Source organism: Streptomyces sp. Je 1-4 4N24, assembly GCF_026239515.1.
Lineage (GTDB): Bacteria > Actinomycetota > Actinomycetes > Streptomycetales > Streptomycetaceae > Streptomyces > Streptomyces nigrescens.
The window spans coordinates 1,165,048-1,179,227 of sequence record NZ_CP110836.1 but is presented as its reverse complement, the minus strand read 5'-3'; the positions used below and the strand labels follow the sequence as shown (position 1 = coordinate 1,179,227).

Genomic DNA, 14,180 nt, shown 5'->3' with positions numbered 1-14,180 from the left:
GGCCGGCCGCCCCCAGCGCGCGGGCGGGACGGCACGGGACGCATCGCGAGCGGACACCTGGCGGCGCCTCAGCGGCGGAGGACCAACTGCCGCAGCGCCGCCGTGGCGTAACACCCCGAGGGCAACAGGAAGGAGACCTCCACCGCCCGGCGCCCGGGGAAGGCGTCGTCCGGTCCGTCCGCTCCGACGGTGATCGCCGTCTGGATGACCGTGGGCCGGGTCGTCGGCCGCTCGACGGGGCCGTCCCGGTACGCGTAGCGGGTGTACGGCAGTTCGTGACAGGCCGCGAGGAGCGCGGCCACGCCTTCCGCCGTGGTGGGAAAGCGGTAGGGCAGTCCGTCCACGGCGCTCTCGGGGGCGTCGTCCGGGCAGAGAGAGCCGATCAGGTCCCGGACCCGCGCGTTCCAGTCGTAGGAGGAGTACGCGGCCAGGTAGAAGGCCACGGTCCGGGGGTCGAGCGCCCGGAAGAGGGCCCGGTCCTGCCCGGTCCACCGGGCGGCCTCGCCGCTCTCCGGAGCGCCGAGCCCCGCCAACTCCTGCCGTGCGAGGGCCCAGTCCTCCTTCAGCAGCGCCTCGCCGACCAGGTGGGTGCGTTTGGGGCCGCCGGGTACGCCGAAGCGCTGGGTGTCGTAGTAGTTGACGAACAGCAGGTTGATCCGCTGCCGGTCCACGAGCCGGGCGGCGGCCGCCTCGTCGAGGTCCCGCAGCACCACCCGGAAGCCGTTGCCGTTGAGCTGCCCGACGGTCAGTGGCTCACGGCCGAAACCGTAGTGGCTCAGGCTCAGCATCCGCTCCGGCCCCGCCCCTTCGACGAGACCGGCGGCGGGCAGCGCGTCGGCGGCAAGGGAAGCAAGCGGCACGGACAGCAGCTGCTCCGTGATGCCGTCCTCGTCCTTGAGGCCCGCGTAGCCGACGTCCTCGCGGGCCACACCGAGCCGGTCCGCCACGAGCCGCACGGCCTCCATCGTCGTGTGGCCGCGTTTGTGCAGCAGGAGGTAGCGGTGGGTGGCCGCTGCGGCGTCGGTCAGCGCGACGACGAGGTTCTCCCGTACCCGGAAGTCCTCCTGGCGGTGCTTGAGCACCAGGGTGCCGGTCACTTGCCTCTCCTCCGTAAGCTCCGCGTGGCGCCGGCCCTCGCAGGGCCGGCTTCGGGCGCCTGCCGTGACCAGGCGGCGACACGTTCGCCGATCACGAGCGAGACGAGATGGGTGTTGGCGCGTACCGGAACCGGGATGACCGAGGCGTCGGCCACCTGCAGCCGCTCGGTTCCGTACACGCGGCAGCGTTCGTCCACCACCGCGTCCGGATCGTCCGCCCGGCCGATCCGCGCGGTGCCCATGGGGTGGTGTGCCGTCCGTGCCGCCCGGCGGACGAACGCGTCCAGCCGGGCCTGCGAGCGCACCGTTGCCGCGTCCATGTCGATGACGTCGCGGGTCAGCGCGGTGAACGCGGGCTGCTGCAGCATCTCCCAGCACAGTCCGACCCCGGCCCGCAGTCGGCGCAGGTCCTCCGCGTCCGCCGTGTAGTCGATGCCGATGCGGGGCGGTATGGCGGGGGAGCGGGCGACGGTGGTGACCGTGCCCCGGCCCCGGGGCGCCATCAGGTTGGCGGTGACCATGAACGCCCGGCCGCCGGGGACCCGGCTCGCCAAGTGCGGGGCGTAGACGTCCAGTTCCACGTGGTTGAGCACATACATCTGCATGTCGTTGGCGACGTCCGAACCCGGTGCGGTGTACCGCAGCACGACCTGGGCGCACGGGACGGACGGGTCGCACAGCTCCGCGGTCGGCGGGATGACCCCGATGGGGACCTGGGAGTGGTCCGAGAGGCCGTTGCCGACGCCGGGCAGGTCGGCCACCACGTCCACCCCCAGCGAGCGCAGCAGCGCGGCCGGGCCGATGCCGGACCTGTGCAGCAGGGCGGGGGTCCCGTAGGCGCCCGCGCACAGCGTGACGCGGTCGCCGCGCACCTCGGTGGTGCCGCCGTCCGCGACGGTCACCACACCGCGGGCGCGGGTCCCCTCGAACAGCACCCGGTCCACGAGGGTGTCCGCCAGCACCGTCAGATTCGGCCGCTTCCGCACCGGGTCCAGGTATGCGGCCACGGCCGACACCCGGCGCCCGCGGTCGGCGAGGTTCAGGGGCAGCGGCCCGACTCCGGTGGCCCCGGGGGCGTTGTGGTCGGCCACGAAGGGGTGGCCGGCCGCGGTCGCGGTCTCCACCAGGGCCGCCGACAGCGGTGTGAGAGCGGACCGGGAGGGCCGCCGCAGCGGCAATGGCCCGTGGGCACCGTGGTGGCGTTCCCCGAAGTCCGCGTCGGACTCCAGCGCGGTGAAGAACGGCAGGATCTCCGGCCATGACCACGCGGCACCGCCCGCCCGCTTCGCCCAGCGGGTGAAGTCGTCCACTTCGGGGCGCAGCGCGATGCAGCTGTTCACCGCCGACGAGCCGCCGACGACCCGGCCCCGCGGCAGCGGCAGCAAGGCACCGTCTCGGCGCTCACCGACCAGCGACCAGTCGTGCTCCACCAGCGAAGGCGTGCACCCGTTGCGCAGGTCGGCCGGGAGGTGGGCCGGGTCGGGGTGGTCGGGCCCCGCCTCGATCAGCAGGACCCGGCGTGCCGGGTCCTCCGAGAGACAGGCGGCGAGCACCACCCCCGCGGCTCCCGCGCCGACCACGATGTCATCGAAGCCCTGACGCATCGGTACTCCTCTCCGTGGCGGGTTGCCCGGACGGCGCCGGGGCGTACGAGGTTCCGGCCAGCCGCAGCAGCCAGTCCGACAACTCGGCGGGCCGGGCGAACCGCAGCAGGTCCAGCGTGATGTCGGGAGCCCGTCGGGCCAGTGTCCGCACCTCGTCACGGGCCGAGTGCCGGGTCGACCAGCCGTAGCGCAGGATGTGCTCCGGGTCGGTGAGCACCGCCCGCAACCGCGGTTCCTGGTTGCCGCTCCACAGCACCTCCTTGTGCAGCGACCGCAGCAGGGTCCGCAGCACCAGGCTGGTCATCGTCGTGCGGGTCGGGTAGTCGAGCCAGACGAGCAGATCGGCGCGGCGCGCGAGGAGGCCGGAGACCTCCGGGTAGTGCCACTCGGTGATCCACCGGGGCGCCCCGGAGACCCGCGCGACGTCCTCGGCGAACTCGGGGCGCGGCTCCCAGCCGGGCCGGTAGTACAGCTCGTCCAGTTCGATGCGGGGCAGCGCCAGCAGCGTGGCGAGTTTGTCGGCGACAGCCGTCTTGCCCGCGCCGCTGCCGCCCGCGATCAGCACCCTGTCCGGGCGGCGCGGCAGGGCCGCCGCCGGGTTGAGCACGTGCAGAGTCACCGTCGGCTTTCCTCTCGGTCCGTTCGCCGGCCGCTGTCGCCCGCCGGCGCCCTCAATGATCACCAGAACTCCGCGACTTGGCGCCCTGACATGTGTGGGGGTGTGCGCGGGCCGGCCGGCCTGCATGATCGGCGGCATGTCGCTTACCAACGGTGAGAACACCGACTTGGACGAGGAGCGGGCCCGTGAGCGCGACAGGCGCTTCGTGTGGCACCCGTGGTCCCCTGTGAACAAGTCCGGACACGACGGCCCGGTGCTGGTCTCCGGCGAGGGATACCGCGTGCGGGACGCGACGGGACGCTCCTACCTCGACGCGATGGCGTCAGCGATGAACTCCAGCTGCGGATACGCCCATCCGGCCCTGCTCGCGGCGGCCGAGCGGCAGCTGGCCCGGCTGCCGCACTTCGACCTGAGCGTCGGCTCGCACCTGCCGGTCGGCCGCGTCGCCGAACGCCTCGGCGGCCTGATGCCGGAAGGGCTCGGACGGACCCTGTTCGTCAACAGCGGTTCGGAGGCCACCGAGGCCGCGGTGCGGATCGCCCACGATTACTGGACCAACAAGGACGAGCCCCGCGACCGGATCGTCACCTTCGCCGACGGCTACCACGGCACCACGTACGTCGCCCAGCACCTGTCCGGGCTGCCGACCAACGCCCTTTACGGCGACGAGCCGTTCCCGGTGACCAAGGTGGGCTCACCGCTCGCGCCGCGGGAGTTGCGCACACCGGAGGGACTGGCGGCGCTGACCGAGGCGTTCGAGCGTGCCGTACTCGAAGGACCGCCGCCCGCCGCGGTCTTCGTCGAGGCGTTGCTCAACGTCGGCGGTGGTGTGGTGCTGCCCGGCGGCCTGCTGCGCGCCCTGCGCGAGCTGTGCGACCGGACCGGTGCCCTGCTCGTCCTGGACGAGGTGTTCTGCGGGTTCGGCCGCACCGGCCGGATGTTCGGCTTCGAACACGACGGCATCACGCCGGACCTGGTCACCATGAGCAAGGGCATCAGCGGCGGCTACATCCCCTTCGCGGCGCTGACCACCACGGAGGAGGTCTACGCGTCTTTCGCCGCCGATCCGCTCACCGGGGGTTTGCGCTACGGCCACACGACCGGTGGACACGCGGTGGCCTGCGCGGTCGCCCTCGCCGTGCTCGACGTCATGGAGGAACAGAAGCTGGTCGAGGCATCCGCGGCGCTCGGCGGGCAACTGCTCGACGGGCTGCTCCCGATGCTCGACCACCCGGAGATCAGCGATGTGCGCGGGCTCGGGCTCGTGGCGACGGTCGAGTGCCACCGTCCCGAGTTCGCGGCCGGACTGGTGGCCGGGGCGGCAGCGCGCGGCGTGCTGCTGCGCCGGCAGGGCCCCTGTGTGATGGCCATCCCGCCGCTGATCATCGACCGCTCCGGGATCGCGGAGCTGGTGCACTCGACGGGGCAGGCTCTTGCGGACCTGTGACCTGCCGGTGGGGGAGCAGCTCCAGATGCGCCTCATTCACCAGACCGGAACGCAGGGCCATCGCCACGATCGCTTCCCGCTTCCAATAGGAGCGCTTTCCGTCGCAGGCACCGGCCCATTCGCTCACCCGCAACTTGTGCGTCGCCAGATAGTCGATGTGGTGGTTGACGGCGGCCCGGCTCATCCGTTGCGAGAAGCGTCCCCCGAGCCGGGCGATGACCTCCATGACGGTCGGTACGGCGCCGGGCGGACCACCCCGCAACTGGGGTTCGCACAGGGCGACAAGAACACGGAAATAGAGGCACCGCTCGTCGAGCCGCGGCCAGTTGGTGGTGCGGTCCGCCGCGAAGGAAGCGTCAAGAAAACGGGGTTCGGGGCCGAATACATTGACGACTCCGGTCCCGCGTGGCACCGGCAGTATCAGCCGCGCCAGTTCGAAGGGAATGGGGATGTCCTGCCGGCGGGGAGCCACCTTGACGAACTCTCCGCCGACCTCCATGTTTTCGACGAAGTAGGTGTCCTCGGCGTGCAGATTGGTCAGGCTCCAGTGGTCGCCATGGGCGGTGACCACGGCGACACCGGCTGGTTGAGGGCGCGTGGCGGACGAGAAGCCGAGGGAATCGGTATCCGGGTCGTACCGGATCACCACCTGCTCGTCCTCGGTGAGTTCGTGGCGTCGGGCCGTACCCGAGGGTGTCGAATCCCCGGTTAACCATCCGGAAAACTGAAGAGTGACGTTCCACACTGTAAAGGATCCTTTTCCGAACGTCGCTGTCAGGAACTTGAATTCGCCGTTCCGCTGGTGAGATCTACGCTAACCGGGGGCCCGTTGACGGGCAAGATCCGTAGCTGATCGGCCGAATCCTTTCGGTCGCCGGGCGTGGTTTTCTTCGCAGGCAATGGCCAAAAGCTGCCGGGTACCTGATAAACGTGGAGGCATCATGTCGATTTCCCTGTCGTTGAACTCCGAGTTGCAACCGGCCACGACGAGCGGCGAGCAGGCGGTCTCGGCGGTCACGAAACTGCGGGAACTTCTCGACGAACAGGCGGAGGCCACCGATCAGGAGGGGCGCTTCGCGCGCGAAAGCGTCGACGCTCTGGTGGACGCCGGACTGTTCGCCGCTGCGGTCCCCGCCGACCTGGGCGGATTCGGCGTCGAGCGGCTGCACGACCTGACGGTGCTCACCTCGCGCATCGCCCGCGCCGACGCCTCGGTCGCTGTCGCCCACTACATGCACACGGCCCTGGCGTGGTATTTCGCCCGTGTCGTTCGTTTCGCGGCGGACGGTGAGCCCGGCTATCTGCCTCGCGCGCAGTGGCTGGAAGCCATCGGCGACCGTCGGATGCTGCTGTGCTCCGCCGTCGCCGAGCGCGGGGCCGACTACTGGAACCTGACCACCACGGCGACCGCCTCGTACAACGGCTGGGTGATCAACGGCCGCAAGATCCTGGCCTCCGTGTCGCCCGCCGCGACGCACTTCTACTGCCGGCTCAAGGCGGCACGCGGCGAAGGGGACCACCTGGCGAGCGCCATGATCCCCGCCGCCACGGCCGGGGTGCACGTGGAGGACGACTGGCAGGGGTTGGGGCTGCGCGGCTCCGGAAGCGGCACCGTGCTCTTCAACGAGTGCGTCGTACCCGACGACGCGTTGCTGGTGCGAGGCCCCTGGGGCAAGCGTGACGCCGGCATGCTGGAGGGGCGCGCGGTCAGCGGCATGGGGCTCAACGGCGTCTATCTCGGGCTCGCCGAGGCGGCCCGCGACCACGCGCTGTGGGCCCTGACCGCACGCGCGTCCGGGCGCGACCGGGCGAGCGCGGCATCCGTCAAGTACGCCGTTGCCGAGATGGAGACCGCGCTGATCGCGGCACGTGGCACGCTCGCCACCGCCTTACAGGACTTCGACGCCCATCTGATGCTGAACAAGCCACAGGTGATCACCGACGACATGAGCCGGGCCATGATGAAGGAGTGCCAGCTCGTCAGCCTGGTGGTGGAACGCGCCGCCACCGAGGTCGTGGACCACGCCATGCGCCTGACGGGCGGCGCGAGTTACCAGGCGCGCCACCCTCTCGCCCGTGCCTACCGCGACGTGCGGGCGGCGGCCTTCATGCCGCCGTACTCGCCGCCGGAGGACGCGATGGACTTCGTCGCCGACACCACGCTGGGCCTGACGGGCGGCCGGGACGGATCCGAGTGAGCTGACGGCCCCTGAGTTTCCGTGGCAGATGCCGCCGCGGACACCCCTAGGCGACCGCCGACCCGACGACATCCATGTCGCTACCGGTTCCGACCAAGGGGTGCGGCAGCGGAGTGTGAGCTTCGCTGCGGCAATGCGGCCCGGCCCGTCCTGACGGGCCGGGCCGCAGATACACCTCGGCAGCCGGCGGGCTGCCGGGCCCGCCCGCTGCGCGATGACACGGGGATGCGGATCCCCGCCAGTCCGGCCGCATCCGCGGCGAAGCACCTTCGCATGGCCGTCAGTGCGGGTGCTCGGAGGCCAGGGCTCGGCCGGCGGGTGCCTGGTCAGGGCCATTGACTGAGAGCCTGCCTCAGCCGGTCCGGGGTGGTGAAGAGGTGTCCCTGCATGCCGAGTTCTTCGGCGGCACGTACGTTGTCCGCGCGGTCGTCGACAAAGAGGGTGCGGTCCGGCTCCGTACGCAGGGCGTGCTGACACCACTCGTAGGCGGCGCGCTCGGGCTTGGCGTGGCCCATGCGACATGAGAAGGCCCGTACCGGGAAGTGCTTGAGCCAGGCATGATGCGCTTCATAGTGCGAGGCCAGCTCTTCGGGGATGTTGGACAGCAGCCCCATGTGGCGGCCTGTGGCGGTGAGTTCCTCTATCAGGGCGACCATCGTGTCGTCGACCGCACTCCAGCTCGCGATGTCGGCCTCGACGAGGTCGGCGATCCGGTGGTCGTCGAAGCGGATGCCGATGGCGTCGGCCACCTGACGCCAGTAGCCGGGGCCGTTCACCTCACCACGGTCGTAGGGCGGGCGCAGCTCCCAGTAGGCGTCCCAGAAGGCCGGCCCCGCCACTCCTGCCGTCCGGGTGAGCCGGTTCTTGCCTTCGGTGGACTGATGGCGTGCGATGACGCCGAAGAGGTCGAAGAGCACGGTGCCCGTCACGTGGTCACACCTTCCGTACGGTGACGCCGGCGGCCGTGATCGCGCCGGTCTCGTCCTCCGGGGCGGCCTCGTCGGTCACCAGCGCATGCAGCGCGGAGGCGGGCGCGACGAAGGCGAGTGCGGTGCGGGACAGCTTCGCGGACTCCGTGACGGCGATGACTCGGCGGGCGGAGGCGATCGCTGTGCGCTTGACCGCCGCGTCGTCCAGGTCGTAGGCGGTCAGGCCGTTCGCCGCGGTGAGTCCGCAGCAGCTGATGACCGCGGTGTCAAAACGCAGCGCGGCCAGCGATGCCTGGGTCAGCGGGCCGGTGAGGGCCAGTTCCCCCGATCGTGGCCGGCCACCGGGCACCAGCAGGGTCACGTTCGGGGCTCCGGACAGCGCGTTCACCGCGTGCAGGGAGAGCGGTGCGACGGTCAGGCGGCGGTGCTCCAGTGCACGAGCCACCTCCAGACAGGTGGTGCCGCTGTCGAGAACGACGGACTCCCCGTCGGCGATCAGGTCCGCGACTTCGGCGGCGATGCGCCGTTTGACGGCCGTCCCTTCCTGGGCCCGCAGTGCGAAGGGCGGTTCCTCGCCCCGCAGCAGCAGGCTCCTGGCCCCTCCGCGGTAGCGCTCCAACACACCCTGGTCCGCGAGGACTTCGAGGTCGCGGCGGATGGTCATCTCCGATGCGCCGGTGAGCGCTGCCAGTTCCGCGACGCCGACGCGGCCCGCCTCCCGTACGGCCTCAGTGATCTGCCTCAGTCGATCTGTGCTAACCATACCCCCATTGAACATCCATCGTGTTCGAAGAGCAATCTTTCGCTCCTGGATAATGTTCGTTATGTTCGAAGCGTGGATAGATACCTACGAGCCGGCCGACTGGCCACCTTCGCGTACTTCACCCTGAACGGTTTCCTCATGGGGATGTGGATCGTCCATATCCCGGGCATCGAGCACCGCGCGGGGATCAGCCATGCCCTGCTCGGCTGGCTCCTGCTGCTGCTCGGTGCGGGAGCCTTCGCGGGCATGCAGGCCACCGGCCCGCTCACCGACCGTTTCGGGTCCCGTACCGTCGTACCGCTCAGCGCGGCACTGTGCAGTGCCGCGCTCGTCCTGCCCGGCCTTGCCGCGAACGCCTGGACGCTGGGGGCGGCACTCCTCGCGCTCGGCGTCGGCAACGGCTGCCTGGATGTCAGCATGAACGCCCATGCCGTCCAGGTCGAGCAGGGGTACCGGCGGCCCGTCATGTCCGCCTTCCATGCGGCCTTCTCCCTCGGCGGGGTCCTTGCCTCGCTGGTCGGCGCCCGCACGCTCGGCTGGCACTGGAGTCCGGTGACGACCCTCGGCACGGTGGCGCTCGTCGGTCTGGCCGTCACCGCGCTCGCAGCGCCCGCGCTCCTGCGCCCCGCCGAGGCGCGCCGCCCCGTGGAGGCCGCCGTCGCTGTCGTGAACGCCCCTCGCAGAACGCCCCGTCACATCTGGGCACTGGCCACCCTGGCATTGATGATCATGCTGTCCGAAGGCGTGGCCAACGACTGGAGCGCACTGCATCTGCGCAACGTCCTGGACGCGCCCGCCGCCACCGCCGCACTCGCCTACGGCTCCTTCGCCACCACCATGACCCTCGGCCGCCTGCTTGCCGACCGGGTGGCCGCGCGCTTCGGGCCGGTGGCCATCCTCCGCCACGGCGCATCCGTCGCCGCCCTCGGTCTGACCGCGGCGGCCCTCTCACCCTGGATCCCCTTGGCTCTGATCGGCTGGGCCGTGTTCGGGGCCGGACTCTCGGGATGCGTACCCCAACTCTTCAGCGCGGCCGGCCATACCGACCAGGGTGCCGCCGGTACCAACGTCTCCCGCGTCGCCGGCCTCGGCTACCTCGGCATGCTCGCCGGGCCCGCCGTCATCGGACCGCTGACCCACGTCCTGCCCCTCAACCTCACCCTCTTCCTCCCCGTGCTGTGCTGCGTCATCGCCGCCGCCACGGCCGGCATCGTCCGGCCGTCACGTCACGCCCCTGCTCGCCTGGAGACGGAGGCGGTATGACCGGCACCAGCCCGATGAGCCCGCACCACGAGAGGCTCCGCTCGTTCACCATCAACTGCGACGGCGAAACCCTCAGTTGCGCGGCCATCGAGCCGCCGCGGAAACCCACGAGCCCACGCGCCCCCCTTGCGGCTGTCGTTCTGCACGGCGCGGGCACCGGTGACAAGACACGCCACACCGCTCTGCTCACCGACTTCGCCGCCCGCGGACACCACGCTCTCGCCTGCGACTTCTCCGGGCACACGTCGCGCTCGCGCTTCACCCGGCTCGTCCACCCCGGAACCGACCACCGGCTCGGGTCGTGGTTCGCCGAGAATTCCGGGCCACGCGGCCGCTTCGTCGACACCGTGCTGCGAGGTACGCCCTACGAGTGCACGCCCCCACTGCCCCGGCCGGGCTGAGACAGGCTGTTCACCGCGAGATCACCCCACCCCACCCTGCGGTTCCCGGGTCGCGACACTCGGGCCGCATTCCGGAAGGCGGAGCGCATGACTGTTGACGTAGAGATCGTTCGCGAGGCGACCCCCGAGATGGTGGACGCCTTCGACCGGTTGTTGCCGCAGCTTTCCTCGACTGCCGCGCCTTTGGACCGAGAAGCGGTCGACCGGATGGTGAAGTGCGAGGCAAACACCCTCCTGGTCGCCCGGGCGGGAGGTGAAATTGTCGGAACGCTCACTCTGCTGCTGTTCCCCTTGCCGTCCGGGCTGCGAGCCCGCGTGGAGGACGTCGTGGTCGATACCGCGGCACGGGGCCGGGGAGTCGCGGCGACGCTCACTCGCCATGCCCTGCGACTGGCCCGGGAAGCAGGCGCGCGCACCGTCGATCTCACCTCACGACCGGACCGCGCAGCGGCGAACCGGCTCTACGAGCGCCTCGGCTTCGACCCCAGGAAATCCACTCTCTATCGGTTCTCTCCCCAGCGGTAGGCACATCCGCGTCTGCATCGTGGTCTCGGAGTGGGCCGGGAGGGTTCGTACGGATGGACGGAGCCTGGGGCTGATCTTGTGATGTGACGTACCGCACAACTCATTGCCTGCACGGTGGGTTACCGTTTCCGGACTTGTCGGATCGTCGCAGAGCCACGCGGAGTGAACGTTTGACTCCTCACCTCTCAGTTCCTGCACCTTCCGGGCCTTCTGGAAGGCGTGCGGTGCCCCCTGCCCGTGGCCTGCGCTCGCCCCGGGGCGTCGTTCGAGCGGTGGCGCTGGCCGTCATGGCGGCGGGCACGGCGGGGTTGTTGGGCGGGTGTGCGGAGGGAACCGCACCCAAGAGCGCGGGGCATGCAGCTGCCGTTACCGGTCCGGCGGAACTGTGGCCCGGCAGTAAGCGCTGGCCGGCGGCTTCGCCGGCCACAGGAGGGGAAGAGAAACCGCAGCCGCTGACCGCGGTGCCACGCGTGCCGTCCGGGGACATCCGCAAGGTGTCCGCTGGCTCCGTCCTCCTGGCGCAGATCGACGCGGACAAGCGTCGCGACGAGCCGGTCTTCGACGAGGGGGAGGAGCAGGAGATCCACTCCTGTGCAGACGAGCCGGGCTCGGGCTCCTGTCCTGTCCGGGCCCCCGAGTACCACGATCTGACCGGCGACGGACGGGACGAGCTGATCGTCGGTGTTCAGAGCGGCAGCAACAACCTCCTGATCATCTATGCCTACACGCTCAAGAACGGGGTGGTGACCTCGATCCTGGGTTCCACCAGTTCCCCGCAGTCGGTGGAGGTCGCTGACCACAAACTGATCATCCACGAGCCCGGGGACGCCCCCGGCTACGAGAGCCGCACGGTCTACGCGTGGAGTGCGCGGCACCAGGTCATGACGATCCAGGATGTGGGCTACGGCCGGCGGGCCCCTGCATCCGCGACCCCTTCGGGCAGGTGAGCCGTGCGCACTCCCCGGACCCGTCCGCCGCGACGGCTGCATGCCTGGACAGCGACGCTCCACTGGAAAGCCGCCGTCTTCATCACCGTCATGTGCTGCCTGCTCGCCACGGTGCTCGGCACCCTGGTGCACGTTCTGGTCGACCGGCAGACCCAGGACCGTGCGCGCCGCACGGCGCTGGCGGAACTTGACCGCAGCAAGTCCGCCTACGTCGCTGGAAACCCCCTCGACCGCAACGTCTCGGAGAACCCACCGGACCTCCCCGCTCCGCTCCGCGATATGACCGTGCGGCACCACGACCGCGGAACCCAGCTCGCCACGCACCAGGGCCGCCCCGTGATGTGGGCCGCCACCCCCGTCGCCGGAGGAAAGGTGCTCGCCCTGCGGCTGGACTACGGCGAACAGGCAGCCTCCCTCCGCGGCCTGGACAGGGCAATCATCGGCTCCTCCACCGCCGCGATCGTCCTCACCCTGGCCACCGGGCTGATCTCCGTCTCCCGGATCACCCGCCGGCTGCACCACACTGCCCGCGTGGCCCGACGCATCAGCACCGGCGATCTCGATGCCCGTGTGAACGACCCCCGCGCCCGGCGCACCGACCGAGCCCAGGACGAGGCCGCCGCTGTGGCGACCGCGCTCGACGCGATGGCCGCCAGTCTCCAGGCCCGGCTCCACAGTGAGCAGCGCTTCACGGCTGATGTCTCCCACGAGCTGCGCACCCCACTCGCCGGGCTCCACTCCGCGGCTGAGCTGCTGCCGCCCGGCCGCCCGACCGACATGGTGCGCGATCGCGTCCAGGCCCTGCGCGGGCTGACCGAGGACCTGCTGGAGATCTCCCGGCTCGATGCCCAGGTCGAGAGCGCCGACCTCGACATCCACCAACTGGGACCGCTGGCCGAACGCGCAGTCCGCGCCACCGGAACGACGACCGAGGTCCGCGTCGTAGGGGACGACCATGTCGAGACCGACCGGCGCAGGCTCGAACGTGTCCTGGGAAACCTGGTAGCCAACGCCCACAAACACGGTCGGCCGCCCGTGGTGGTCACTGTCGACGCCCCCACCATCACTGTGCGGGACCACGGCGACGGCTACCCCGCCTACCTCCTCGACCAGGGCCCCCAGCGCTTTCGGAGTCAGTCGGGCGGTTCCGACGCCGGCCGGCGGACCGGCCACGGCCTGGGCCTGACCATCGCCGCCGGCCAGGCTCACGTCCTCGGCGCCGCTCTCCGCTTCTCCAACGCCCACGACGGCGGAGCTGTCGCCGCACTCCAACTCCCGCTTTCCCCGGAGCGGCTCGATAGCTGACGGGCTTTGCGGCGGGCTTCTCGCCGAACTCACCGCCCGGAGCCCTCAGCGCAAGCGCAGAGCTGGGCATCGAAGGCCCCTACTCGGCATCCCTCCGATGGGACGGAACCACGAGCCTTTCGAAGCCCGACCACGAGGCGACTGTCCCGGAACCGCGAGGCTTATCGCCGGATGGCGCCAGTACCACGAGCACCAAATGCGGGCGTTCTCGTGGTCATTGAGCCCTTGGCTCCGGGGTACCCACGAATACATCGATAAATCCTTGACCTGGTTGGCCTGTGTCCGTTCCACTCATTTCGGAAGCGGGCGAGAGGCAGCAGGGGAAAACGAGAGCCGAAACCGCGAAGGGGAGTTCCCTGCAATACCGCAGAGGGACATTTAACGGCGTTCCGCCGACCGTCAGGACGGCTGGGAGAATCCGGGGAGAAAAGATGAACCGAATCCTGAGAACCGCAGGTGTCACTGCCACGCTTGCGCTGGCCATGGCCGGCACGGGTTTGGCCGCAGCGTCGACAGTGTCAGCGGCGGAAGGCAAGACGGGCAGCGTCAAGGTCTGTAATAAGGGCGCCTACGTCGCCGACTTCGCCGTCAACAACAAGTTTGTCGGCGCCTTCCCCGTCGGCCAGTGCAAGACTGCCACGATCGAACCGGGAACCACCGGGGAGGTGGACGTGCGGCTGGAGAAGTACACCGGCTTCTGGTGGACCGGATTCTGGCGGACCGCCTCGGAAGGAGGCCCGAACTGGTCCAATATCAGCTACGAGAAGGCACCCGCGGACCAGGACACGTGCTACAGCGTGTATGGATCCACCCTCAAAGCCTGGACCGGCAAGACGTCCTGCTGAGCCCGTACGGCACCGTCCTCATACCCTGCCGGTGAGCCGGAGCCGCAACCCCGTCGGCAGGTTGCGGCTCCCCACACGTCAGCACCCAAGGCCTTGTAGCGCCCTGCTGGACGGGGCGCTCCGTATCGGGAATTCCTTTCCGGCGAGTGGTGGCCACGGCCAGTAAATCCATGAAGTGTTCCATAAACGCTTCACCACGGCCTGTCGCCAAGCCGCGGCCCCGTTCCGCAAGTGCAA

General features: G+C 70.2%; 14 protein-coding genes. 8 read left to right on the top strand and 6 right to left on the bottom strand.

Annotated features, from left to right (window positions below; genetic code table 11):
* Positions 1–68: 68 nt before the first annotated feature.
* Genes truD through SLV14N_RS04900 form a run of 3 tightly spaced genes read right to left on the bottom strand, consistent with a single transcriptional unit; the run spans position 69 to position 3,320 of the window.
* Positions 69–1,097 carry a tRNA pseudouridine(13) synthase TruD gene (truD, locus tag SLV14N_RS04910; protein WP_208679898.1) on the bottom strand — a complete coding sequence of 343 codons (1,029 nt, stop codon included), beginning with the start codon at positions 1,095–1,097 and terminating at the stop codon, positions 69–71.
* On the bottom strand, positions 1,094–2,701 hold the full coding sequence (locus tag SLV14N_RS04905; protein WP_263268261.1) for a GMC family oxidoreductase: 1,608 nt from the start codon (positions 2,699–2,701) through the stop codon (positions 1,094–1,096). The genes truD and SLV14N_RS04905 overlap by 4 nt, the downstream gene beginning before the upstream one ends.
* Positions 2,682–3,320, bottom strand: a complete 639-nt coding sequence (locus tag SLV14N_RS04900; RefSeq protein WP_263268259.1) for an adenylate kinase — start codon at positions 3,318–3,320, stop codon at positions 2,682–2,684. The genes SLV14N_RS04905 and SLV14N_RS04900 overlap by 20 nt, the downstream gene beginning before the upstream one ends.
* A 136-nt stretch (positions 3,321–3,456) precedes the next feature.
* Between SLV14N_RS04900 and SLV14N_RS04895 the strand changes: the two genes are divergently transcribed.
* Entirely contained in the window at positions 3,457–4,767 is a 1,311-nt protein-coding gene (locus SLV14N_RS04895) for an aminotransferase class III-fold pyridoxal phosphate-dependent enzyme (RefSeq protein ID WP_259670124.1), read from the top strand.
* Here SLV14N_RS04895 and SLV14N_RS04890 read toward each other — a convergent pair.
* Positions 4,703–5,512 (bottom strand): hypothetical protein, encoded by an 810-nt coding sequence (locus tag SLV14N_RS04890; RefSeq protein ID WP_259670123.1) that lies wholly within the window; start codon positions 5,510–5,512, stop codon positions 4,703–4,705. The genes SLV14N_RS04895 and SLV14N_RS04890 overlap by 65 nt on opposite strands.
* A gap of 196 nt (positions 5,513–5,708) precedes the next feature.
* On the opposite strand from SLV14N_RS04890, the gene SLV14N_RS04885 reads away from it, so the two are divergent.
* A complete protein-coding gene (locus SLV14N_RS04885) occupies positions 5,709–6,965 on the top strand; it encodes an acyl-CoA dehydrogenase family protein (protein ID WP_208679895.1) in 1,257 nt (418 codons plus the stop codon).
* Positions 6,966–7,291: 326 nt separating this feature from the next.
* Here SLV14N_RS04885 and SLV14N_RS04880 read toward each other — a convergent pair whose 3' ends face one another.
* The gene (locus SLV14N_RS04880; RefSeq protein ID WP_263268257.1) at positions 7,292–7,894 is read right to left on the bottom strand and encodes an HAD family phosphatase; all 603 of its coding nucleotides are present in this window, start codon (positions 7,892–7,894) and stop codon (positions 7,292–7,294) included.
* 4 nt (positions 7,895–7,898) lie between these two features.
* Positions 7,899–8,657, bottom strand: coding sequence for a DeoR/GlpR family DNA-binding transcription regulator (locus SLV14N_RS04875; protein WP_208679893.1), 759 nt, complete (start codon positions 8,655–8,657; stop codon positions 7,899–7,901).
* Between the two features lie 72 nt (positions 8,658–8,729).
* On the opposite strand from SLV14N_RS04875, the gene SLV14N_RS04870 reads away from it, so the two are divergent.
* From SLV14N_RS04870 to SLV14N_RS04845, 6 genes are all read left to right on the top strand, one after another.
* A complete protein-coding gene (locus SLV14N_RS04870) occupies positions 8,730–9,920 on the top strand; it encodes an MFS transporter (protein WP_263268256.1) in 1,191 nt (396 codons plus the stop codon).
* Complete coding sequence (locus SLV14N_RS04865; protein WP_263268255.1) at positions 9,917–10,321, top strand: hypothetical protein; 405 nt, start codon at positions 9,917–9,919, stop codon at positions 10,319–10,321. Before SLV14N_RS04870 ends, SLV14N_RS04865 begins: the two co-directional genes overlap by 4 nt.
* 36 nt (positions 10,322–10,357) lie before the next feature.
* Positions 10,358–10,846 carry a GNAT family N-acetyltransferase gene (locus SLV14N_RS04860; protein WP_259670721.1) on the top strand — a complete coding sequence of 163 codons (489 nt, stop codon included), beginning with the start codon at positions 10,358–10,360 and terminating at the stop codon, positions 10,844–10,846.
* Between the two features lie 470 nt (positions 10,847–11,316).
* The gene (locus SLV14N_RS04855) at positions 11,317–11,793 is read left to right on the top strand and encodes a hypothetical protein (RefSeq protein WP_263268254.1); all 477 of its coding nucleotides are present in this window, start codon (positions 11,317–11,319) and stop codon (positions 11,791–11,793) included.
* A gap of 3 nt (positions 11,794–11,796) precedes the next feature.
* Positions 11,797–13,098: a HAMP domain-containing sensor histidine kinase gene (locus SLV14N_RS04850; protein WP_208679888.1), complete on the top strand. Its 1,302-nt coding sequence runs from the start codon at positions 11,797–11,799 to the stop codon at positions 13,096–13,098.
* 431 nt (positions 13,099–13,529) lie between these two features.
* Positions 13,530–13,943 carry a hypothetical protein gene (locus SLV14N_RS04845; protein WP_263268252.1) on the top strand — a complete coding sequence of 138 codons (414 nt, stop codon included), beginning with the start codon at positions 13,530–13,532 and terminating at the stop codon, positions 13,941–13,943.
* Positions 13,944–14,180 lie beyond the last annotated feature (237 nt).

Coding starts and splice junctions, on each gene's coding strand:
- SLV14N_RS04895 (WP_259670124.1), top strand. CDS start 3,457: ATGTCGCTTACCAACGGTGAGAACACCGACTTGGACGAGGAGCGGGCC.
- SLV14N_RS04845 (WP_263268252.1), top strand. CDS start 13,530: ATGAACCGAATCCTGAGAACCGCAGGTGTCACTGCCACGCTTGCGCTG.
- SLV14N_RS04885 (WP_208679895.1), top strand. CDS start 5,709: ATGTCGATTTCCCTGTCGTTGAACTCCGAGTTGCAACCGGCCACGACG.
- SLV14N_RS04865 (WP_263268255.1), top strand. CDS start 9,917: ATGACCGGCACCAGCCCGATGAGCCCGCACCACGAGAGGCTCCGCTCG.
- SLV14N_RS04905 (WP_263268261.1), bottom strand. CDS start 2,701: ATGCGTCAGGGCTTCGATGACATCGTGGTCGGCGCGGGAGCCGCGGGG.
- SLV14N_RS04875 (WP_208679893.1), bottom strand. CDS start 8,657: ATGGTTAGCACAGATCGACTGAGGCAGATCACTGAGGCCGTACGGGAG.